Source organism: Paenibacillus sacheonensis, assembly GCF_009909195.1.
GTDB lineage: Bacteria > Bacillota > Bacilli > Paenibacillales > Paenibacillaceae > Paenibacillus_Z > Paenibacillus_Z sacheonensis.
The window spans coordinates 90,209-111,652 of sequence record NZ_JAAAMU010000004.1 but is presented as its reverse complement, the minus strand read 5'-3'; the positions used below and the strand labels follow the sequence as shown (position 1 = coordinate 111,652).

Sequence of the window (21,444 nt, the reverse complement as noted above, 5' to 3'; positions counted from 1 at the left end):
TTACTTCGCCTCCACCGTTTTGGTTCGGCATAAGTCTAGAATAAGTGCAACGACTTGGTCAATCGAGAGCTCCGTGCTGTCGATTACTTCCGCGTCCTTCGCACAAATCAAAGGCGAAATTTCCCTGCGCTCGTCGCTTCGGTCGCGCTCAGCGATCTCTCGTTCCAGCTGCTGCAGGGGCACTTGCGCGTTCCCGCTCAGCTCCTGGAAACGTCTTAGCGCGCGCACCTTCACGCTGGCCATCAGAAAAACCTTTACCTCCGCGCTTGGCAGCACATGCGTGCCGATATCGCGTCCGTCCATGACGATGCCCTTGGCGTCGGCCAGTCCCCGTTGCAGCTCGACCAGCTTGAGCCTGACGGGCTCGTGGGAAGCGATTTGCGATACGATCAGTGTCACTTCGCGAGTTCGGATGGCCGCCGTGATATTCTCACCATTCAGCCAAACCGTCTGTCCTTCACCGCCGGGTGCCAGCACGATCTTTAACGTTTGAACGAGCTTGCCCAGCCTGTCCGAATCGTCAGGGGTGATGCCCGCACCGATTGCAGCATAAGCAACGGCTCTGTACATTGCACCCGTATCAATGTAGATGTAACCAAGTTGTTCAGCGACTTTGCGGGCGACGGTACTCTTGCCGGCACCTGCCGGTCCGTCGATTGCCACATTAATACGGCCGCTGATGCTTCCCCCATTCATGCCCAAGCGGTGTTTGACCTCCTTGAAATTCGGGCAGCGGCTGCCACCTTGCTCTAATCGTCATTAAAAAAGCAGGCTTTGCCTGCGATAGTAAAAATTATACCACAGTAGACTAGGAAGTGCAAAGAATGCAGACGCGCGGAAGAAGCGGCTGACACCCTCTCGCGAAGGCGGCGGAACAGGCTTGACCCTCGTTTACGGAACAACGGAAGAGAAGCGAATAGACTTCCCTCGATTCAGAAAGGGGTTCCTTCTAACCTGTCCACGCCCGTCACCCACATCCGGACTTGTGGAATTTGAAGCGCAAGCTGACTTGCTGCGATCGCGATGAGCAGCCCGATGACGATCCATTTCAGAACCTTCGTCACCTGATCGGCTGCCTCGATGTAGGATCTCTGCGACTTTTGCAACGCGAACTATGCCTCCCTGCAGGCTCGTCCCGGCTTTGCGCCGCATGCTGGCGAGGATTGGAGATCGAGCCTTGAATAAGGCTAGTTTTTCCACGAAAGGAATCCTTATTCATTCAAGAGGCGGGAATTAACGTTTGCGGTAATCCAGCTGCCGTTCGAAACAGAATCGGATGATCCGCTGCCGCTCGCTGTCCAAGATCTTGGCGAATTTAGCCATCACCTGATGCTTGCCGTTATCGAGCGTGCTTACTCTAACGACCTCCGCTTTGAACTGGGCATGGTCGACGGAGCCGTTCCGGTAAGGAACGAGCAGCCAGCAATCAAGCAGCGTCCCCTGCGCGATCGGCCATTTGGCATCCGTCATGAAGGAAATGCCGCCGCCGCCCACGTCATCGGTCACGCCGATAAACCGAATGTTGCCGGATAATTGAATCGCGATTTCCAGCTCGGCGGAGACGCGCAGGAAATGCCGCCGCTGAATCTTCGTAATGGATTCCGGCTCCGGCTTGCGGATGCGGACCAATCTCACGATATCATCTTTAAATCCGAGCACATGCGTATTGAAATAGCTCTTCACGCCTTCTTGCGTCAAAAAATACGCGGAGAGTTCGTCGCCGAGGAAGAGCCGTTTCAACCGTCCTGTTCCTTCGAGGATCGGGACCTCGATCAACAGCTCATCGTCGGTACTGTCCGCGATTCTCGCTTTAAATTCCAAGGCAGCCTCTTCTTCGTCGGACGAAGCAACTTGCAGGTATAAAATTTGATTAATGAATGGCAGCAATTGGCTTCCCTCCCCCATTTTTTTGATTATAGCACAGCGTGTCGAAATTTGGAGGAGGGAAGGAAGATTGGTTTGGGGACCCGGCAGGGTCCACAGCATTCTTCCATAAGAAGATTGGTTTGCGAACTCGGGAGAGTACGCAGCATTCGTCCAGGGAAGGAAGATTGGTTTGGGGACCCGGCAGGGTCCACAGCATTCTTCCATAAGAAGATTGGTTTGCGAACTCGGGAGAGTACGCCGCATTCGACCAAAAAAAGAGGCGACAAGCACACTTGGTGCTTTCGCCTCGCTCGTTCAATCCGGCAGCTGCTCGATGGATTCCTCGATGCCGCTGTCCGCGTTAACATAAATTTTATAGCCCGATCCGTTAATGCTGCCGACAAACTCGTAACAGAGCACTTCCTGATCCGCATCGTTGTCGATCAGCGCCAGCTGCTCCCGGTTCACTTTAAAGTCCGGATTCAGCGCCGCTCGCGCTTCCGCGCTCATCAGCCTCGGCTTCGGCAGCTTCCGTTTGCGGTGCTCGTACACGTAATCTGCGGCTTGAATCGCTACCGCCTCCCCGTTATCCCGAGCGATCTTCACCGTCAGCTTCGCCGGATAAATAAGCACGCCATCCTGGCTCATGACAAAGGTAAAGGCCGCCGTTTGATTCCCGTCATCGTAGGAGACGGCCTTCATATCGGGATAACCGTGGCGGGCCAAGAAATCAGCTGCTTTACGCTTCGACTCTTCGATGCTGAGGGCCGCTTTTCCGATATCGCGCGGGTTCTCGAACCAGATCAGCTGCGCGCCTTTCTGCGTGAAGTCCATTTCGATGGGATTGTCCGCTTTATTCGCTCGATACGTTGCGGAGAAGGAGGAATATTCGGTTCCTTTGCCATTCTCCACGACGCGAATGTCTTTGGCCTTCGCTTCATCGAGCTTGAGGAACTTGGCGGCAAGGCGCCGGACTTCCTCGGGCGTGCTCATATGACCGCCCAGCATTTTGACGGTTCGCTTCTGATACATGCTGGCCACCGAGGGTCCCCAATTGATCTCGGGGTATTCGCTGACTTTCTTGTCTACCGTCTTGAAACCGTCAATGATCGTATTGTCGAGCGTCGACTTCTCCGTCGCCAACGCAACTTCGACGTCCATCCAGCGCAGATTGTTCGCGATAACCTTATCCTGCACGCCGTAAAGCGATTTGGAGATCTCGGCCGAATCCGCATAAAGCGTCTTGAGCGTCTTGAACTCATCCGGACTAAGCGGCTGCTTGGTTAAATCCCGGACGGACGTCTTGTACGAGAAATTGGCGATCTTGGACAGAAACTCTTCCGTCTTGCTGAACGGAAGAAGCGTCAGCGGCAGCTGATTGATCTCGCTCTGCGCCTCGCTCGTCAGCCGCCAGGAATTGACGAGACCTTTGCGTTGAAAACCTTGAGACGCGCTGTTGACGGCAAGCGTATTGCCGAGCTGGTGGTGAAGCTGGTCCACGTGGTACGACAAATCGTGAAAGGCGCGCTGATACTGATTCTCGGCCTTGATCAAAATCGAATTTTTCTCCTGATGCTCCTGATAACCCCAGTAGATGGAACCGATAAAAAACAGCGTCATGACCGGAAACAGCACAGCGCTTAAGCGACGATACATAGCAAAAGCTCCTTTCGTATGCAAACCCTGACGTTAGTTTGGTTTGCCGAAAGGAGCTTTATGCATTTTTGGGAAGATTTCCTGCCCCGCACCAGCGGTTTAGAGCGCTAATTCTTCAATATCGAAATCCTGGATGTTGTTGCATAGGCATTGCTTGAATCCCGTGTCGATCCTGTCTTTGTCCCTGCGTCCGCGCAGCACGAACTTCTCTCCGCAGTGATTGCAGCGGATCGCGACTTTGATGCGAGCTGCTGTTTCCATCGTTTCCTCCTAAATAAGTTGTGAGCGAGACCGGCGGCGGCACTTCAAGTACCGCGAACCGATATCGGCCATGCATAAAGGCATTTTCTCACTATTATGGACGGAAATGTCACAGCTTAATCTCTTCTTCCCGGCCGATGAGCCTGAAAGGCGAGCGCGCGTTCGCGCGGTTGATTCTTCGGACTCCCTTGAACCACAAGTAGACCATGAGCGGCACGATGAACCACGCCCAATACGTCGAGCCGGAACCCATGATGTAGTCATATAAGCCATGCTCCAGCAGCGGTACCGCTGCAGCGAGGATCAGGAAGCGGCGCTTCGCCTTCTGCGCCGAGGCGAATTTGGCCTTGCCAAGGTAATACCCCATCGTGACGCCGAACAGCGCATGACCGGATACCGGCAGCAGCGCCCGGATCAGCAGAGAACCGACCGTCATCGGCTGATACACGGCGTACAGGACGTTCTCGACGGTCGCGAAGCCAAGGGAAATGGCGGCCGCGTAGACGATGCCGTCGTAAGGTTCGTTGAATTCCTTATGCTTGTAAATGATATGGTAGATCACAAACCATTTGACGAGCTCTTCGGCTCCCGCGGACACCGCGAACGAGAAAACGACAGGCCCGTTGCCGAGCCAAAGCTCAAGCCCCCGCTGAATGACCATAATGGGAAGGACGATCAGTACGCCCATCAGAAATACCCGCAGCACCATATGGATCGGTTCAGCCTCATAACGGTCCTTTAAATAGAAATAAGTGAGCAGCGCCACGCCGGGTGCGACGGCGGCCGTAATAATAGAGAAAAGCAGCATCGTATGATTGTCACCATCCAGAAGGGAAGCGTTCGCGTCCGCGGGGAAACGCTAACGCCGTTTCCTTATACCCATCCCCGCAGGCGGACCGCTTCCGCCATTTTACGCACGCCGACCATATAAGCAGCCAGCCGCATATCAACTTTTTTGAGCGTATGAAGTTCGTAGACATTATTGAATCCGCGGACCATCATTTCCCGCAGCTTGTCGTCCACTTCCGCTTCCGTCCAATAATAGCCTTGATTGTTCTGCACCCATTCGAAATACGAAACGATGACGCCGCCGGCACTTGCGAGCACATCGGGAATAAGCAAAATCCCCTTGTCCGTAACCATGCGGGTCGCTTCAAGCGTAGTCGGGCCATTGGCGGCCTCTACAATGATTTTAGCACGAATCGAGTCCGCATTGCTTGCCGTTATTTGGTTCTCGATCGCGGCCGGCACAAGCACGTCGCATTCCAATGCCAGAAGTTCTTCATTGGATATCGTATCCTTGAACAAATTGGTCACCGTACCGAACGAATCACGCCGGTCCATTAAATCTTCGATGTCCAATCCTTGTTCATTATACAACGCTCCGTTCACATCGGAAATAGCGATTACTTTGGCACCCGCATCATGCATGAATTTGGCGAGGAAGCTGCCAGCGTTCCCGAAGCCTTGGATGACGACGCGGGAGCCCGCGACGGCAATGCCTTTCTTCGACATGGCTTCGTCGATCATGATGGCGACGCCTTTGGCTGTCGCGCTTTCCCGGCCTAACGAGCCGCCCAGCACGAGCGGTTTGCCCGTAATAAAACCGGGGGAATCGAATTCGCGGATCCGGCTGTATTCATCCATCATCCAGGCCATGATCTGCGCGTTCGTCATTACGTCAGGCGCAGGAATATCCTTCGTCGGTCCGACGATTTGGCTGATCGCTCTGACATAGCCGCGGCTCAGCCTCTCCAGCTCGCGGAAGGACATTTTCCGGGGATCGCATATGATGCCGCCTTTACCGCCGCCATAGGGCAGATTCGCAATGCCGCATTTAAGACTCATCCAGATCGACAGCGCCTTCACTTCGATCTCGTTGACGTCCGGATGGAAACGTACGCCGCCCTTCGTCGGTCCGACGGCATCGTTATGCTGCGCGCGGTATCCGATGAATACGCGGGTCTTGCCGTCATCCATGCGCACCGGGATGCGCACCGTCAGCAATCGCATCGGTTCTTTCAGCAGTTCGATCATATCGTCGCCGTAGCCCAGCTTCCGAAGCGCTTCTTCGATGACGATCTGCGTCGAGGTAAGCACGTTGTTGTTATCCATTCCAGTCAAAGGAATGTTCACCACCTTTTCCTTCAGTATGAACGGTCATTACGCCAACTATGCGACTTTGGAAACAACGTTATTCGAAAGAGAACAAAAAAGCACCAGCGAGGCGGAAAATCCGCTGCCGATGCTTTCACGGGAAAACGCCGATCAAAAATGAGTGCAAATTTCAAGCACCGCTTTGGCGGGCACAATCACTTTGCCGTATTCTTCAAGCACTGCGGTCGTTACGGATGCCGCTTCGCCGTATTCAGCCAGCAAAGCAATCATGGCATGATAACGGGGAAGCTCGAAGCCGACCGGCTCGAAGGCGAGCATATATTTGCCATTGTAGGCATAGAGACGTCCATCTTCAATCAAATCCACTGCTTTAAGCTGTTTGCAGACGGAGATGACATCCTCGATGTCCCGGAACGAATAAAGCACGATGTCGCTTTGTTCCAGCGTAACTTCCATCTCATAGACGTCTTCGTCATTCTCTTCTTCTTGCAAGTGGTCGTCCGATTTTCCGCCCACCTTGCCGCGCGTAACGATAACGACCATGCCTTGTGCAGGAAGCGCAAACACTTCGACGGCCAGCGGGCCGCTTGCGTCAAAGCCGAGCTCGCTGTAGGCTTGATCCATCATCTCGCTGAAAAGCTCATGCACTTTCGGAATTTCGCGCCACATGTCTTCCTTCTGGATCCCACGCTCCAGCAAGTCGTCGAACGTCAGGAAGATTCGGATTTTGTCTTGATTGAGCCGTTCGATTTTCATGAATGGATCCTCCTTTTCGAATAGCATCTGCTTCGTGGTTGCGGAGCAAAAACCGTCTTCGAAAGCGCGCTGAACGCGGGTTGCATCTGTTATACACAGCGTATGTAGAAGCTGTGTTTTGGTGAATAATTTGTTCTTATTGCTATGTTAGCATGTCTGGGAAAGGAATGCACTACTGCGCAAAAAAAAGAATCGCCGCCTTCCCGCTACTGTATATACGCAGCTGGAAAGGAAACGATTCGTTTTTTTCGCAGATCATTAATGCGTCTTCGCTTCCGCCTTGATCTCGTCGACCTGCCGCTTCAAGCCAGGATCGCTGTTGAGCATCAGCTCAATTTGTCCCCATGAGTTCGAGGAATCTTTGGCCTGCGCGTTTGAATGCTTTGGGGACGATGACATCATCTCGCCGCCGAACTTTCGGCTGACCACCGCGCCCATCGCTTTTCTCGACGCGCTCGTCATCGCCTGCCCTGCAGCGCTCGTCGCCCATGCAAACATTCCCGGTCTTTTCTTAGCCATATACGACGCGGCAGCGGCGCCGGCCAGACCTCCAAGCAGAAATACGGACCATTTCATCGGGATTATCCTCCTCCAAAATGCTGGTGCACTCCGATTCGAAGTTAGTCTTGCCTCGCCTCGCCACGGTCATTCCAGCACAAATTTAGGAAGTGGAAGGTTCGGATGCGAAGAGGACTGGTATAATAAGGTACAATGAAAGCCAACTTCGCAGCTCATGGCTGTGCAATCAGGAGGTCGAAGGACATGCAGCTGGGCAAGACATTACGAACGACCGCGACGATTATATTGGTACTGACGGTAATCGCAGGATGCGCTTCCGCCAAAAATGAGACAAAACCGGATCATGCCGTTCCGGAAAGCAGCCTCGGCACTGAAAATAAAGGCAATAACGACCGCTCGGCAGCCGATGCTTCGGTTGAGGAGACCGTTCCGAAGGCCGGCTCTAATCAACCTGCCGCCGCGAAGCCGGAAAAGCCTGCTTCGGCCGGAAGCGGCACTGTCGGTTCCAAGCCTGCGAATACGCCCGTCCCTGCCGCTCCACCGAAGAAAAACGACAAAAAGCTGTACCGCATGAACAGCGTATACAGCTTCGTTCCTATTAATAAAGAAACCACGAGCGGCAAGGTCGTGCTGCTGACCTTCGACGACGGCCCCAAAGCCGACAAGACGGTCACCGCACTGCTCGATATCCTGGACAAACATAAAGCGAAAGCGATCTTCTTCGTGAACGGCTATCGCGTGAAGCAGCATCCGGAATTGCTCGAGAAAATCGCCGCTCGCGGACAGACGATCGGCAATCACTCCTGGGACCATATCGATCTGAAGAAGGAAACGGAAGAAACCGTCAAAAAACAGGTCGGCGACGTCCAGGAGATCGTGAAGCGCGTAACCGGCTCATCGCCCGTATTCTTCCGTCCCCCGTTCGGTTCGGGCAACGACAAGGTAAAGAGCTTCGTTCGCAGCCGGGGCATGCTCTATATGACCTGGTCCAACGGGTCGCTGGATTGGGACGGCAGCACGAAGAACAAGCCGGATAAAGTGATTGCCAACGTGCTGGATCAGCTGCATCCGGGCGTCAACATTCTCATGCACGAGCTGCCCTGGACGATAGAGGCGCTGGATTCGCTTCTGACGAAGCTGGAAGCGAAAGGCTACGGATTCATTGATCCGGCAGCGATCGACATCAATTCCGGCTCGAATGCGCCGACCGCAAAATGATACGGTGGAGCTGCGCTTCCGTTCCCAGCCGGATCGGAAGTCTCGAGGTGCCGAAGCCGGAGCTGACGAACAGCTGCGGCTTCGTCGCTTTCCCGGCCAATTGGAACCATCCCCGCCAATAACCGGAATCGTCCTCGCCCCGCCAAGCCGGTCCGATTATCGGCAGCGCGACCTGCCCGCCATGCGTATGGCCGGAGAGAATTAGATCGACGTATTCGTCGCCGTTGAGCCTTTTTGCAATTATAGGATCATGCGCGAGAAGGATGGTGAACAGCTTCCCGCGCCCGTCTTCCATATCGGCCAGCGCAAGCTCCGGCTTATCATGGTTGGTTCGCGGATCGTCGACCCCCGCCAGGCGGATTCTGCTGCCGTCCCGCTTCTCCAAAATGACCGATTCGTTCGCCAGCAGGCGGACCCTCTCCTCCTCCAGGAGCACTTCGAACCCTCGAATATCTTCATCATAATCATGATTGCCATGAACCATATAAATCGGAGCGATTTGCAGAAGCCGCCTGATGTTGCCGCGGATGCGGGAAGCCGGTACCCCCTTCTCGCGCAAGTCTCCCCCGATCAAGACCAAGTCTGCGCCGCCCGCGGCTTTAACCGCCTCGAGCAATTCCTGCGGAATCGCCCTGCGGTGCACATCGCTGATGAACAGCAGCGTCGTACCGTCGAACGCATCCGGGAGCCGGTCGCACGCAACGACCTGTTCATCCAATCGATACCGGTAAGCGAGCCACACCATATAAGCCAATATCGCGGCAGCCACGGCTGCAGCAATGATTACGATAACCGCCAACAGCATTCGAATTCCTCCTCGCCGGACTTTGTCGCCCTAGTTGTTGAGACCGTATTCGAATTGCCTTCCCCACCACAGCAAACCGACAAGCAGCGCGATAAACAGCACGATCAGCAGCCTGTAGAACCACCGGGTCACCTGCTGTTTATTCGAAGGGTGCGTTCGCCTTCTGGATGGAAGCGGCGATGCCTCCTCCCCGTTCGTCTCCAGCCCCCACTCCGCTTCCAGCGCCGCAGCGCTCTCATCCACGGCAGCGTCCTGCGACGCGCCTTTTTTCTTGCCGAATTTCTGAACTCTGCTCATGCTTCCCTCCGAAAACGAATGACAAGCCCCATGACCAAGTCGATGATGAAATGCGCGAGAATGGGCGCCAATAAAGTGCCTGTCTTGATGTAGATCCAACCGAGCGCGTAACTGATGCAGAACACGAGCCCCGTTGGGATCCAATGTCTTAGATATCGGACGTGGATAGCCGCAAATATAATACTCGTCCAGTACGGACCGATATGGTATTGCACGGCTCCTCTGAACAGCGTTTCCTCGCAGATGGCCACGATCAGGGACAACACGGCTATATGCCATACCGGACGATTGCGGAAAATCCGGTCGTTCACGCCGCCGTCATCGTTGGCTTCCTCCGGCACGAACCGCGCGGCGAGCATGTCGACCGCGATGACGGCTGCGGCCAGACCGAATCCCCAATACGCGAAATCGGGCGTATCGCCGGGTTTAAATAAATAAAAAGGATTGCGGCTCTGAAATAACAACCAAATAAAACCGATAACAAAAGTAATCGCTTGCGTCGCGTACAAATTAATGAGCAGCATCCGGTCATCGATTTCGTCGATGCGCAGCGTTTTCAGCTTGATTTTACGAATATCGAATTTTTTCATGTCCTGCTCCTGCCATCCAAGGTTGATATTTCCTTTTCATGGGTTATATCCTATACTAGTGGGACATTCCGGAAAATTGTCGAAAAAAGGTTCGAAGGGGAGAAACATGGAGAAACGACTCACACATTCTGAAATGCTCTATAGTCTTGGGTTTCTGTTCATGCTTGTTTTCGCAGTCGGCGCTTTTTTCTACGGCGTCAAAGTCGGTTCCGACAGAACGGAAGCGAAATTGGTCGAAAACACGAAACATCTTAGCAGCAATAAAGGCGTTGCGGCCGCATATCAACAGCAGGATCTCGTATCCTTCTATCATACCGTATTTTTGCCTTATCGTGAATTTCAAAACGAATGGTTCTCTACCATGCGCAAGCTGACTACGGGTCAATTGAACGACGTCAGCTCGACCATGAAGGAACTTTCGGGTTCCGCGAAGCAAACCTATGCGGAAGCTGAACTCGCTTCCGTGTCGCGGAACTCGCCGCTTCTCGAATCCGCCCAACTGCAGCTGCTCAAGAGTCTGCGCATGTTCAAGGAGGCGGCCCAGCGGGCAGCAGGCTCCTCGAAAAACATGACCGCAGACAAACTGGTCAAGGCGCTTTCGAAGGATGCTTACTACGTGGACGGCGTCAAATACGCGCTTGGCGGGCAGCAGGACTATTACGCAGCCATGCTGAAATGGAGCTCGTCCGTCAACCCCGCTATCCCTGGCGATTATGCAAAAACGGCCGACGTCGGCATCGCGCAGTGGAAAACATTGCCGCTCACGGTCAAAAACAAGCTCGCGGCCAACCAGCTGAACGCCCGAAAGACGCTGGCTTCCTTCTATCCGCAGGACCTGACTTCACGTATCGATCAGTTCATCCAATCCGGGCAAGCCGCTTCCATGAAGATGCGGACCGTCGATTCCGTCGTCGATCTGCTCGTCAATACGGAGGCCGTGCGAGCTGGCGATTTCGGCGAAAGCAAAGCCGTGTTATACGGCAAAGAGCTGCTTCCGCAGCTCCCGTTCTTCTATCCGGAGAATGAATAATCAATCATATTGGAATCCATCATAGTGGGATACGGCAGCCATTCCGCCAACGACGTTGGTAATGCTTCCGTATCCTTTTTCGTTCAAGTATCGGCAAACGGCCTGACTCCGGACGCCATGCGCGCAGATGACATAAACCGGCTTGTCCTCCGGCACCCGTTCCCATGTATCCTGGAACGTCGACAGCGGCATCAGCGTGCTTCCCCGCAGATGATAATAGTCCCATTCCTGCGGCTCACGGACATCTATGATTTGCTCCGGATCAAGCTTGCTTTCTCGCAGCAATTGCCAGAAAACATCCGGCTCCATTTGGTTCCAGCGTTCCAATTCAATCCCTCCCGTTTACGGTCGATCATAACGAAATTTTCACATTTGAGCAAGTTTTAAGCATTGCATTTATAGTTGTTCTTGCTATAATAGGAGAAACATTAAAGCAGCCTGAAAATAGCTGGCTCCACAGGTTTCAATCATAAGCTAGACGTGTGATCGTGTGAACAGACTCTCGCCTACGACGCTGCGCTGTGCGGCGGGATGGACGAGGGTCTTTCACTTCTACTATACACCCATCATACAAACGCTCAGGAGGCAATCCAACATGTTTAAAGTATTGGTCTCAGATCCCATCAGCGATTTAGGCATTCAAAAGCTCGTGGATGCGGAGGATGTCGCCGTTGACAAAAAAACGGGTCTTAGCGAAGACGAGCTCGTCGCCATCATCGGGGAATACGATGCGCTGCTCGTTCGCAGCCAGACCCGCGTGACCGCCCGTATTATGGAAGCCGGCAAACAGCTTAAAGTCGTCGGACGCGCGGGCGTCGGCGTCGATAACATTGATTTGGAAGCAGCAACCCAACGCGGCATTATCGTCATTAATGCGCCGGACGGCAACACCATTACGACTTGCGAGCATACGTTTGCTATGATGATGGCGGTTGCCCGCCATATTCCCCAAGCTTATTTGAAAACGGTCGGCGGCGAATGGGACCGCAAATCGTTCCTGGGCGTCGAGCTTCGCGGCAAAATCCTGGGCGTCATGGGCATGGGCCGGATCGGCAGTGAAGTAGCTAAGCGCGCCAAAGCATTCGGCATGGATATCTGGGGCTATGACCCCTTCCTGACGGAAGAGCGCGCGGAGAAGCTCGGCATTCGTCTCTCGAGCGTAGACGACATCGTCCGCAACGCGGACTTCATGACGGTTCATACGCCGCTTACGCCCGAGACTCGCCACATGATTTCCCGTCCTCAATTCGAGGTCATGAAGAAAGGCATGCGCATCGTCAACTGTGCCCGCGGCGGCATTATCGATGAGCTTGCGCTCGTGGAAGCAGCGGATCAAGGCATCGTGGCAGGCGCGGCGTTCGACGTATTCGAGGTCGAGCCGCCTGAGGCGGATCACCCGTTCCTAAAGCATCCGAAAATCATCGTCACGCCGCATCTCGGCGCCTCCACTGTCGAAGCGCAGGAGAACGTAGCGATCGACGTTTCCGAGCAAGTATTGAACATTTTGCGCGACAAACCGTTCATGAACGCCGTGAACATGCCTCCGATTCCAGCGAACGTCCTGAGCATTCTGCAGCCTTACTTCACGCTCGGCGAGAAGCTGGGCAGCTTCGTCTCCCAGCTGACGGAAGGCGCGGTTGATGAAATCACGGTCAACTTTGCCGGCGAACTGGCAGAAGTGGATACGCAGCCGTTGACGCGTTACATCGTACGCGGCGTGCTTGCCCACCACCTCGGTTCGGACCACGTCAATGTCGTCAACTCGATGCATTTGGCCAAAGAACGTCATGTGAACATCGTCGTGAACAACTCGCATGCGGCCCGCGACTTCACGAACTCCATTACGGTTACGCTTCGTTCGAAAGTGGCCACGCGTATCGTAACAGGCACGATGCTGACCGGTTACGGTCCGCGGATCGTGCAAATCGACCGCTTCCCGGTAGACGTCGCGCCTGAGGGCAACCTGATTCTCATCTCGCACAACGACAAGCCAGGCATTATCGGCAGCGTCGGCATGCTGCTTGGCAACAACGGCGTCAACATCGCGGCGATGCAGGTTGGCCGCGAACTGGAAGGCGGATCGGCTATCATGGTGCTGACTGTCGACAAAGGCGTCTCCAAGGATGTCATCACCGAGCTCGTCAAACTGCCTGATCTTAATAAAGCGAAAGAAATCATTCTTTATTAAGCCTGGTACCCCTATTTACAGACAAAGAGCGCCTTTCCCTTCGGGGAAAGGCGTTCTTTTTATACCTATGGGGCGATTATGCCCAGAAAATGTTTCACGACCAACAAGATTTGTCTACTTCCTTCAACAAGATACGACTTCCGCGCGGCTCTCTCCGACATTCATCCCCGTTATGCCGGCGATACACAACAAGAGCGCTCCGAAGTTCGGAGCGCTCTTGTTAGGCGACAATGGGATCGACCGGCAGCAGCACGGTGAAGACCGTACCGACGCCGACCGTGCTTTCGGCTCGGATTTGACCGTGATGCGACTCGATGATGTTCTTCACGATCGCGAGGCCGAGCCCCGTGCCGCCGGAAGAAGCCCCGCGCGTCCGCGCTTTGTCGGCCTTGTAGAACCGTTCGAAGATGTAAGGCAGGTCTTCGCTCGGAATCCCTTCTCCTTCATCCCGCACCCGAATCTCCACATATGCTTGGCGATTGACGATTACCGGTTGGGCGCAAAGCGCAATATGCGCTTCCTGCGGGGTATGGCGAACGGCATTGCTGAGCAGATTCGTCAGCACCTGCTCCAGACGGTCTTCGTCCCCTTCGGCGATCATGAGCGGCTCGTCGGCAAGCTCGATGTCCAACTGAATGTTCTGTTCCTTCGCCAAGCCTTGGAATTTGCGGTGCACGCGCTTCAGCAGCATCGTGAGATCCGTCGGTTCCAGGTTGATCTCTAAGTGGCCTGCTTCCATACGGGCCAAGTCCAGCAGATCCTTCACCAGCCGTCCCATGCGGAGCGACTCTTCGTTAATGACCTGCGCGAGTTCCCTCCGCTCTTCCGGCGAAGCCGCAATATCGTCCAGCAGTGCTTCGCTGTAGCCCTGCAGCATCGATAAAGGCGTGCGGAGCTCATGGGAGACATTGGCGACGAAATCGCGCCGCAGCTTCTCCAGCTTCGATTCTTCGGTGACGTTGCGCATGACGGCTACTGCGCCGCGGACGGCATCGTTGGATTTCAGCGGGGCCATGACGACCGACCATACGGCGCTTTGCACATGCACCTTGTCCGTCAAGTCTCTCCCCTCGCGAAGCACTTTCAGATAAAGGTCGAACAACGGGCCCGGAACCTGCGAACGCATGCGGGATTCCTCTGTCCATTCCAGCTCCAGCCAACGGTCGACCAACTGCTGGCCGCTCGGATTGGAGAGAATGACCTGCCCGGACGTATCGAACGTGACGACGGCATCCGCCATGCTGCGATGCACGCTAGCCAGATGCTCTTTCTCATGATTCAAGTCGCGAATCAGGGTCTCCAGCTCGACAGCCATATTGTTGAACGTATTCGCCAAATCCCCGATCTCGTCCGTCGATCGAATCGGCACGCGAGTGCGGTATTCGCCCTGCGAGATCAGATCGGCCGCTTTCTTCATTTGCAGCAGCGGCTGGGTGATCTTGGTAGAGAGGAAGAACGCGAAGAACGTAGATAACAAGAATCCGATGATCGCCGTATAGACGAACAGCACCTTAACGGCATGGGAATTCGATTTACTGAAAGCGATGTCGATGTACTGCAGCAGGAACATGCCGAGAATCAGCAAAACGGCTGCCACGAGAGCAATGATGGTAAGCCAAAGCTTGCCGACTACGCTGCGCCAAATAACCACTTATTTGGACACCTCGAGCTTATAGCCGACGCCCCATACCGTCGTAATCATCATAGCCGCTTCCGGTGACACCTTGTTCAGCTTCTCGCGGAGCCGTTTGACATGCGTATCCACCGTACGAAGGTCGCCGAAAAACTCGTAGTTCCACACGTCCTTCAACAGCTCTTCGCGGGAAAATACTTTATCCGGCGAGATGGCCAAATAATGCAGCAGCTCGTATTCCTTCGGCGTCAGGCTTACTTCTTGGCCGCCAGCCATGACACGGTGCGCATCATGCTCGATGATGAGATGCGGGAATACGATATTGTTGCTCGTCAACGCTTCCTTCGTCAGGAAAGCAGTAGCCGACGAGCGTCGCAGAATAGCCTTGACGCGATAAATGACCTCGCGGGGACTGAACGGCTTGACGACGTAATCATCCGCGCCGACCTCGAAACCTTGCACGCGGTTCATCTCCTCGCCTTTCGCGGTGAGCATGATGACCGGCGTCGCTTTCACTTGACGCAGACGCGTGCATACCTCGATGCCGTCCATGCCCGGAAGCATCACGTCGAGCAGGATCAGATCGAATTCGCCGATAGTCGCCATCCGCAGCGCGGACTCGCCGTCCTCCGCTTCCTCGATGATATAGCCTTCCTTCTCCAGATACATTTTGAGCAGCCTGCGGATTCGTTCTTCGTCGTCAACGACGAGAATGCGGTGAAGTTCTTCGGACATCTGGCATGTCTCCTCTCGGGAATCGAATTCCATACTGCACGGCAGGCGCACGCCTCATGAGACGCGCGCCTGCCTGCAGGTCACAATTTCAATTATACACCCGCGTACGAGTGCAGGCCGACGAGGACGAGATTGACCCCGATCAGCGTAAACATGACGACGACGAAGCCGATGACGGCAAGCCAAGCGGACTTGGAACCGTGCCAGCCGCGCGACAAACGGAAATGCAGATAGGCCGTATAATAGAGCCACGTTATAAGGGCCCATACTTCCTTCGGATCCCAGCCCCAGAAACGCGACCAGGCAATGTACGCCCATATCATCGCGAAGATCAGAGCGCCGAGCATGAAGATCGGATAACCGATCGCGATAGCGCGATAACTGATCTCGTCGATGTCATCCTCGTCGATGCCATCCATCAGCGGATGGATAGCGGCACCGATTCGTTTGCGAAGCGCAAGACGAAGTAAACCGTACAGAATAGAGCCGTTGACGATCGACCATGTAATCGTGTTGAGCTTGCGCGCCGCATCGACGCCATGCATCCAGTGCGGCGTCTCGAACAACGGCTTGTCGATGCCAAGGAACGAATCCATCGTCACGACCTGGCTGTTATAAGGCTTGAAGATCGGCGGCAGGGAGTACTCGACCGTGTTGACCGTCGAATTCTCTGCGCCGCTGTCGTCGATCTCGACCGTCTCCTGTTTGAAATTCGCTTCGTAGCCCGCACCGCGGAATCCGAAGACGGATCCGATAAATGCAATGATGACGATGATCACGTAGAGCGTAAACTCTACCCAGCGTTGTTCGCGTCTTGCGCGTTGATCCGTTTTCTTGAAATCAACCGTGCGAAGCAGATACATCAGTCCTGCGGCGAAACCCACCGCGAAGAACGCTTCGCCCGTCGCAGCCGTCGTCACGTGAATCTTCAGCCAATAGGACTGCAGGGCCGGAATGAGCGGCTGCACTTCTTGCGGAAACACGGCCGCATAAGCGACGATGATGACCACGAGCGGAAGCGTGAACAGTCCGAGCAGCGGTTTGCGATAGATCGCGTCGACCACGATGAACGCCGCCATGATCGCCATCGCGAGAAACGACATGAATTCGTACATGTTGCTCGTCGGAATGTGGCCGCCGCCGGACCAACGCGTGAAGAAGAACGTCAGATGGGCGATGAAGCCAAGTAAGGACACGATATAAGCGACGCGGCCCCACCTTCTGATATGCTCCTCCGGACTGCGCTTGCTCCATTTCCTGCCGAGAGCGGATACCCCGTAAAACAAAAATCCGAAGCAGTATAGAAAGAATGCGACGATAAACGCGTCGCTGCTGAAATCAAGCAAACTCACGATTTGTTCCTCCCGTTATCGAGCGACTTCGGCTCTACGACGATGCCTATACCGCGCAGCGCGGACGTGACCTCGGCACGCATGCCGTAATTATTCTTGTTCGTATGGGCGCCGAGCGTCACGCGGCCGTTGTCAAGACGCAGCCATATCCGGCGGTGCTGCCAATAGGAACCCAGCAGGAGGCCGAACATGGATATGCCCGCTCCGACCCAAATATATGGCATCGCCCGGTCATAGCGGATGTTAAGCGAGGTTTCCACCGGCGTGAATTCGACGCCTTCCATTGCCGGCACTTTCAGCTCGAAGCGTTCGGCCAGCTCGCCGTTGATGACGTCCTGGCTAAAGCGTGCCTTATCGTTTTGTTTCGGGAAGTACATGTACGGCTCGCCTTTGTCGGATAGGCCGGGTCCCTTCAACAGGAACACGAATGCCGGCGCATTCGGCTCGCGCGACTTCGTCGTCGGCTTGCCGTCCGAATTCAGGGCGAAATCCATATACGATTGACGAAGCTCCAGCGAATACGGCCCAAGCTCGAAATTAAGCTGCGGATTGCGCATATCGAGCTTGAACGGACCGTAGGATTTACCTGTTTTCTTGTCGATCAGCACAGGATTGACCGCCTTCAGCTTCGGCGTGTCATCGAAGCCGAACTGGTAGGCTTTAATGCCGTTATAAGAGAGCGGATCATTCACGATAATGTTATGCCGCTTCACTTCCGTAAGCTTCGGCTCCTTGGACGGATCGTCGCAGTCCGCCGCGCACGTGTAGAGGATGGCCTGCGTCTCGTAAAGCTTCGCTCGCGCCGTGCCTTTCAATTCCTTCGGCAGTTCGGCGTCCGTGTAGTAATCGATCGTGAATTTCTCGTTCTTGACGTAATACTTCGTCTCCGGAACCTTCACCGTGTCCCCTTCCGCAACCGTCACATAGTTGTCGATCGACCAGCCGGGCAGCGTGCGAAGCAGCACCGCTAGCAGGAAGATGATCAAGCCGATATGATTGACGTAAGGACCCCAGCGGCTGAAACGGTTCTTCTCGGCTAGCAGCGCGCCGCCTTCCATATGAACCTTGTAGTGCTTGCGCTTCAGCTGTTTGGCCATGTTGTCCGTCCATACATCTTCCGGACCTTCGATCTCGCCCGTATACACCGTTTTCTGACGGACCAGGAACTGTTCATGCTTGCGAATTTGCTGCTTGTTGAGCGCCCGGTACAGCGGCAGGACGCGGTCCAGGCTGCAAATGACAAGCGAGGTGCCGATCATAACGAGCAGGCCGATGAACCACCAGGATTCGTAAGTATTGGAGAAACCAAGCTTATAATACCATTTGCCGATCCAGCCGTACTTGCCTTCGTAGTAGGTAGTCGGATCGAAGGAGATAAAAGCATTTTCCTGCGTGAAAATCGTGCCGATCATTGCCGCGATAAGCGTGATGACGATCAATCGAACGGCGACCTTCACGGACGAGAAGAAATTCCACACCCGGTCGATCGGATTCGGATTCGCCTTCTGCGAGCGCCGCGCGATGCCGTCGTAACGCATCTCCAGCGGAGCTTCGCTGCTCTCCTCCTCCGGATCGAGGGGATATCCGCAGTTCTCGCACAGCACCGTGCCGGTCGGATTCTGATGACCGCATTCGCATTTCGTGTTTTCAAAAGCTGACAAAGCAAAAAACCTCCCCGGACTAGGACGCCAACAGTTTCGTGATGCGCTCGTCCATGTCTTGTTCGCCCATCGGTCCGATAAAGACGTCCATGATCGTACCGTCTGGCTTCACGAAGAAGGTGGTTGGATACGACTTAAGCCCATATGCGCTTTCGACTTGCCGATTGTTGTCCTGCAGAATCGTATAGCTGACGCCATACTGTTTAATGAAATTGTTAATCGTTAAACGATCCTCGCTTAGATTGATCCCGACGATTTCAAACGGCTTGTCACCATGCTTCTTGTACTGCGCTTCCAAATCCGGCGTTTCGGTCACGCATCCCGGGCAGAAGCTGCCCCAGAAATTGATGACGAGCGCCTTGCCTTTATAGTCCTCGAGACGATGCGTCTTGCCGTCCGCGTCGAGAAGCGCGAATGCGGGCGGTTTCGAGCCTTTGCGCGGAAGACCGCCGCCGTCGGCAAACAACGAATTGCCGATGGCATAACCGCCGAGAACGATAACGCCGAGGAAGATCAGCACTTGAATGAGTCTGCGGTTTGATTTCATAGCTATACACCGCCTGTTCGTAAGCTGCCATGCTGCTAAATTCCGTACCTTCATTATAACGAAAATCGGACGGCAATTGAGGTTGCCGCCGCTTGTTATTTTTGAATTTTATGTGTCTTGACGGCTGCGGAGCGAAGATCTTGCACCTCTCTCGGCGTCAAATGACGAAACTTGCCGCGGGCCAGACCGTGCAGGCCCAGTTCGCCGAAACGAACCCTTCGAAGCAGGATGACGGGATGATTGATGGCATCGAACATACGGCGCACTTGGCGGTTACGGCCTTCGTAAATCGTGATCGTGATCGTAGCCTGATTCTTCTCCGTATTTACGTCGTGGTATTCCACTTCGGCGGGAGCCGTCATTCCGTCCTCAAGCAGAATGCCCTGCTTCAGCTTCTCCAGCGACGTACCGTGCGGCACTCCTTTCACCGTTGCCCAGTACGTCTTCGGCACGTGATGGCTCGGATGCGTCAGCAGATTGGCGAACTCTCCGTCGTTGGTCAGCAAAAGCAAACCTTCGGTATCGTAATCCAATCGGCCCACGGGATATACCCGCTCCTTGATGCCGGGCAGATAATCGGAGACGATCTTGCGTCCCTGCGGATCGCTCGCGCTCGTAATGACGCCCTTCGGTTTGTGCAGCATCAAGTACAGCTTGCTTTCCCCTCTGATTACGCGTCCATTCACGGATATAACGTCCACTGCCGGATCGGCTTTGGCTCCCAAGGTCGTAACGGTCTCCTCGTTGACCTGTACCTTTCCGGCGAGAATTAGCTCCTCGCATTTGCGGCGCGACGCAACGCCGGCCTGCGCTAAAATTTTCTGTAAACGTTCCAATGTTTTCACCTCACCCCCCATCATACCCTAAATCGACATATGAAAGAAAGTGCGCGGGCAGGCAAACGTTCCATGCAATAAGCAAAAAGCCCTGCCCGTCCGCTTCGGCCATGGGAGGTCGATACGGACGGCGGGGCTCCGGTACTATGTAAGCTAAGTGCCGAAAACGAATAAACAAATGATAATAGCTGCAAAAAAACCGACCAAGTCGGAGAACAACCCGACTTTAAGGGCATATTTGCTCTTGCGGATGCCGACCGCGCCGAAATATACCGTCAGGACGTACAGCGTCGTATCGGTGCTGCCTTGTACCGTGGAGGAGATTCGACCGATCATGGAGTCCGGACCGTAGGTCTTGATCAGCTCCGTCGTGAAAGCCAGCGAACCGGCTCCCGTGAGCGGCCGCAGCAGGCCAAGCGGAAGCACCTCGCTCGGAATGCCAAAGCTGTCGAACAACGGGCGAATAAGGCTTGCCAGCATATCCATTGCCCCGGATGCCCGGAACATGCTGATGGCGACCATCATGCCGACAAGATGCGGAATGATATTGATCGCCGTGCCGAAGCCGTCCTTGGCGCCGTCGATGAAGGTTTCGTATACGGGGACCCGTTTGAAGGCGGCGTACAAGGGAATGAACACGATCATGAACGGAATGAGCCAGGCAGAGATCATCGTTACCCATTCATACAACGGCCTCACCCTTTCCCTGACCGAAGCCTCCGGCATCCGAACCCGGCGGTCCTTGCGCCATGGTCCCATCCCGGCCTATGTCTTTCGGCGGCCTGCGGTTGTACCGATGCCTGTACCAACGATCGGCCAGGATTGCTGCTGCCGTGGCCACCAGCGTCGCCGCCAATGTCGTACCGACGATTTCGGCCGGATTGACGGAGCCGTAAGTCATCCGGATCGCAATAAGCGTCGTCGGGACGAGGGTAATGCTGGAGGTGTTGAGCGCGAGCAGCGTGCACATGGCGGCGGATGCCGTTTCCTTGTGCGGATTCAGCTTCTGCAGCTCCTGCATCGCCTTGATCCCCATCGGCGTTGCCGCATTGCCGAGGCCGAGAATATTCGCGCTCATATTGCTCATGATGTAGCCGAGCGCCGGATGACCCTTCGGAACGTCCGGAAACAGAAAACGGACGGCGGGTTGAAGCAGGACGGCGATTTTGCGGAGCAATCCCGCATCCTCGCCGATCCTCATCAGCCCGAGCCAAAACACCATTACGCTAATCAAGCCGAAGCTGACGGTCACGCCGCTTTTGGCGCCTTCGAAGGCAGCTTCGGTGAGCGCCTCCATGCGTCCGTTCAGGATCGCGGCAACGAAGCTCACCGCGATGAAGAAGAGCCAAATGAAATTTACCATCCCGCCTCCTCCT

General features: G+C 54.8%; 24 protein-coding genes. 3 read left to right on the top strand and 21 right to left on the bottom strand.

Annotation, left to right across the window (positions count from 1 at the left end):
• The 9 genes from cmk to GT003_RS08455 all read right to left on the bottom strand — a co-directional run bounded on the left by cmk (position 1) and on the right by GT003_RS08455 (position 7,233).
• Positions 1 to 696 carry a (d)CMP kinase gene (gene cmk, locus GT003_RS08490; protein WP_161697274.1) on the bottom strand — a complete coding sequence of 232 codons (696 nt, stop codon included), beginning with the start codon at positions 694 to 696 and terminating at the stop codon, positions 1 to 3.
• 236 nt (positions 697 to 932) lie between these two features.
• A complete protein-coding gene (locus GT003_RS08485) occupies positions 933 to 1,106 on the bottom strand; it encodes a hypothetical protein (RefSeq protein ID WP_161696470.1) in 174 nt (57 codons plus the stop codon).
• A 127-nt stretch (positions 1,107 to 1,233) separates the two neighbouring features.
• Positions 1,234 to 1,887, bottom strand: a complete 654-nt coding sequence (locus GT003_RS08480; protein WP_161696468.1) for a flagellar brake protein — start codon at positions 1,885 to 1,887, stop codon at positions 1,234 to 1,236.
• A 294-nt stretch (positions 1,888 to 2,181) separates the two neighbouring features.
• Entirely contained in the window at positions 2,182 to 3,522 is a 1,341-nt protein-coding gene (gene ypeB / locus GT003_RS08475) for a germination protein YpeB (protein WP_161696465.1), read from the bottom strand.
• 99 nt (positions 3,523 to 3,621) lie between these two features.
• The gene (locus GT003_RS32115; RefSeq protein ID WP_170312166.1) at positions 3,622 to 3,783 is read right to left on the bottom strand and encodes a hypothetical protein; all 162 of its coding nucleotides are present in this window, start codon (positions 3,781 to 3,783) and stop codon (positions 3,622 to 3,624) included.
• 109 nt (positions 3,784 to 3,892) lie between these two features.
• Positions 3,893 to 4,591, bottom strand: a complete 699-nt coding sequence (gene prsW, locus GT003_RS08470; protein ID WP_161696463.1) for a glutamic-type intramembrane protease PrsW — start codon at positions 4,589 to 4,591, stop codon at positions 3,893 to 3,895.
• A gap of 65 nt (positions 4,592 to 4,656) precedes the next feature.
• Entirely contained in the window at positions 4,657 to 5,898 is a 1,242-nt protein-coding gene (locus GT003_RS08465; RefSeq protein ID WP_161697272.1) for a Glu/Leu/Phe/Val family dehydrogenase, read from the bottom strand.
• 153 nt (positions 5,899 to 6,051) lie between these two features.
• Positions 6,052 to 6,657: a genetic competence negative regulator gene (locus GT003_RS08460; RefSeq protein WP_161696461.1), complete on the bottom strand. Its 606-nt coding sequence runs from the start codon at positions 6,655 to 6,657 to the stop codon at positions 6,052 to 6,054.
• 258 nt (positions 6,658 to 6,915) lie between these two features.
• The gene (locus tag GT003_RS08455) at positions 6,916 to 7,233 is read right to left on the bottom strand and encodes a hypothetical protein (protein WP_161696459.1); all 318 of its coding nucleotides are present in this window, start codon (positions 7,231 to 7,233) and stop codon (positions 6,916 to 6,918) included.
• Between the two features lie 186 nt (positions 7,234 to 7,419).
• Here GT003_RS08455 and GT003_RS08450 point away from each other — a divergent pair, with 186 nt between their 5' ends.
• The gene (locus GT003_RS08450) at positions 7,420 to 8,394 is read left to right on the top strand and encodes a polysaccharide deacetylase family protein (RefSeq protein ID WP_161696457.1); all 975 of its coding nucleotides are present in this window, start codon (positions 7,420 to 7,422) and stop codon (positions 8,392 to 8,394) included.
• Here GT003_RS08450 and GT003_RS08445 read toward each other — a convergent pair.
• The 3 genes from GT003_RS08445 to GT003_RS08435 are packed head-to-tail and all read right to left on the bottom strand — an operon-like array spanning position 8,360 to position 10,086.
• A complete protein-coding gene (locus GT003_RS08445) occupies positions 8,360 to 9,199 on the bottom strand; it encodes a metallophosphoesterase (RefSeq protein ID WP_161696455.1) in 840 nt (279 codons plus the stop codon). The genes GT003_RS08450 and GT003_RS08445 overlap by 35 nt on opposite strands.
• Before the next feature lie 30 nt (positions 9,200 to 9,229).
• Positions 9,230 to 9,496, bottom strand: a complete 267-nt coding sequence (locus tag GT003_RS08440) for a hypothetical protein (protein WP_239565730.1) — start codon at positions 9,494 to 9,496, stop codon at positions 9,230 to 9,232.
• Complete coding sequence (locus tag GT003_RS08435; protein ID WP_161696453.1) at positions 9,493 to 10,086, bottom strand: CPBP family intramembrane glutamic endopeptidase; 594 nt, start codon at positions 10,084 to 10,086, stop codon at positions 9,493 to 9,495. Before GT003_RS08435 ends, GT003_RS08440 begins: the two co-directional genes overlap by 4 nt.
• Positions 10,087 to 10,192: 106 nt before the next feature.
• On the opposite strand from GT003_RS08435, the gene GT003_RS08430 reads away from it, so the two are divergent.
• Positions 10,193 to 11,116, top strand: coding sequence for a hypothetical protein (locus GT003_RS08430; protein ID WP_161696451.1), 924 nt, complete (start codon positions 10,193 to 10,195; stop codon positions 11,114 to 11,116).
• On the opposite strand, the gene GT003_RS08425 is transcribed toward GT003_RS08430, so the two are convergent.
• Positions 11,117 to 11,443: a rhodanese-like domain-containing protein gene (locus tag GT003_RS08425; protein ID WP_239565729.1), complete on the bottom strand. Its 327-nt coding sequence runs from the start codon at positions 11,441 to 11,443 to the stop codon at positions 11,117 to 11,119.
• Positions 11,444 to 11,711: 268 nt separating this feature from the next.
• On the opposite strand from GT003_RS08425, the gene serA reads away from it, so the two are divergent.
• Positions 11,712 to 13,304: a phosphoglycerate dehydrogenase gene (gene serA, locus GT003_RS08420; protein WP_161696449.1), complete on the top strand. Its 1,593-nt coding sequence runs from the start codon at positions 11,712 to 11,714 to the stop codon at positions 13,302 to 13,304.
• Positions 13,305 to 13,524: 220 nt separating this feature from the next.
• On the opposite strand, the gene GT003_RS08415 is transcribed toward serA, so the two are convergent.
• The 8 genes from GT003_RS08415 to GT003_RS08380 form a co-directional block, all read right to left on the bottom strand.
• Entirely contained in the window at positions 13,525 to 14,955 is a 1,431-nt protein-coding gene (locus GT003_RS08415; protein ID WP_161696447.1) for an ATP-binding protein, read from the bottom strand.
• Complete coding sequence (locus tag GT003_RS08410; protein WP_161696445.1) at positions 14,956 to 15,672, bottom strand: response regulator transcription factor; 717 nt, start codon at positions 15,670 to 15,672, stop codon at positions 14,956 to 14,958. It abuts the gene before it with no gap.
• 92 nt (positions 15,673 to 15,764) lie between these two features.
• The gene (ccsA, locus tag GT003_RS08405; protein ID WP_161696443.1) at positions 15,765 to 17,024 is read right to left on the bottom strand and encodes a cytochrome c biogenesis protein CcsA; all 1,260 of its coding nucleotides are present in this window, start codon (positions 17,022 to 17,024) and stop codon (positions 15,765 to 15,767) included.
• Positions 17,021 to 18,685, bottom strand: a complete 1,665-nt coding sequence (gene resB, locus GT003_RS08400) for a cytochrome c biogenesis protein ResB (RefSeq protein ID WP_161696441.1) — start codon at positions 18,683 to 18,685, stop codon at positions 17,021 to 17,023. The genes ccsA and resB overlap by 4 nt, the downstream gene beginning before the upstream one ends.
• Positions 18,686 to 18,704: 19 nt before the next feature.
• Positions 18,705 to 19,232: a redoxin family protein gene (locus tag GT003_RS08395; RefSeq protein ID WP_161696439.1), complete on the bottom strand. Its 528-nt coding sequence runs from the start codon at positions 19,230 to 19,232 to the stop codon at positions 18,705 to 18,707.
• A gap of 95 nt (positions 19,233 to 19,327) precedes the next feature.
• On the bottom strand, positions 19,328 to 20,068 hold the full coding sequence (locus GT003_RS08390; protein ID WP_161696437.1) for a pseudouridine synthase: 741 nt from the start codon (positions 20,066 to 20,068) through the stop codon (positions 19,328 to 19,330).
• Positions 20,069 to 20,221: 153 nt separating this feature from the next.
• Positions 20,222 to 20,740, bottom strand: coding sequence for a spore maturation protein (locus GT003_RS08385; RefSeq protein ID WP_204798891.1), 519 nt, complete (start codon positions 20,738 to 20,740; stop codon positions 20,222 to 20,224).
• A 10-nt stretch (positions 20,741 to 20,750) separates the two neighbouring features.
• Complete coding sequence (locus GT003_RS08380) at positions 20,751 to 21,431, bottom strand: nucleoside recognition domain-containing protein (protein ID WP_161696433.1); 681 nt, start codon at positions 21,429 to 21,431, stop codon at positions 20,751 to 20,753.
• Positions 21,432 to 21,444 lie beyond the last annotated feature (13 nt).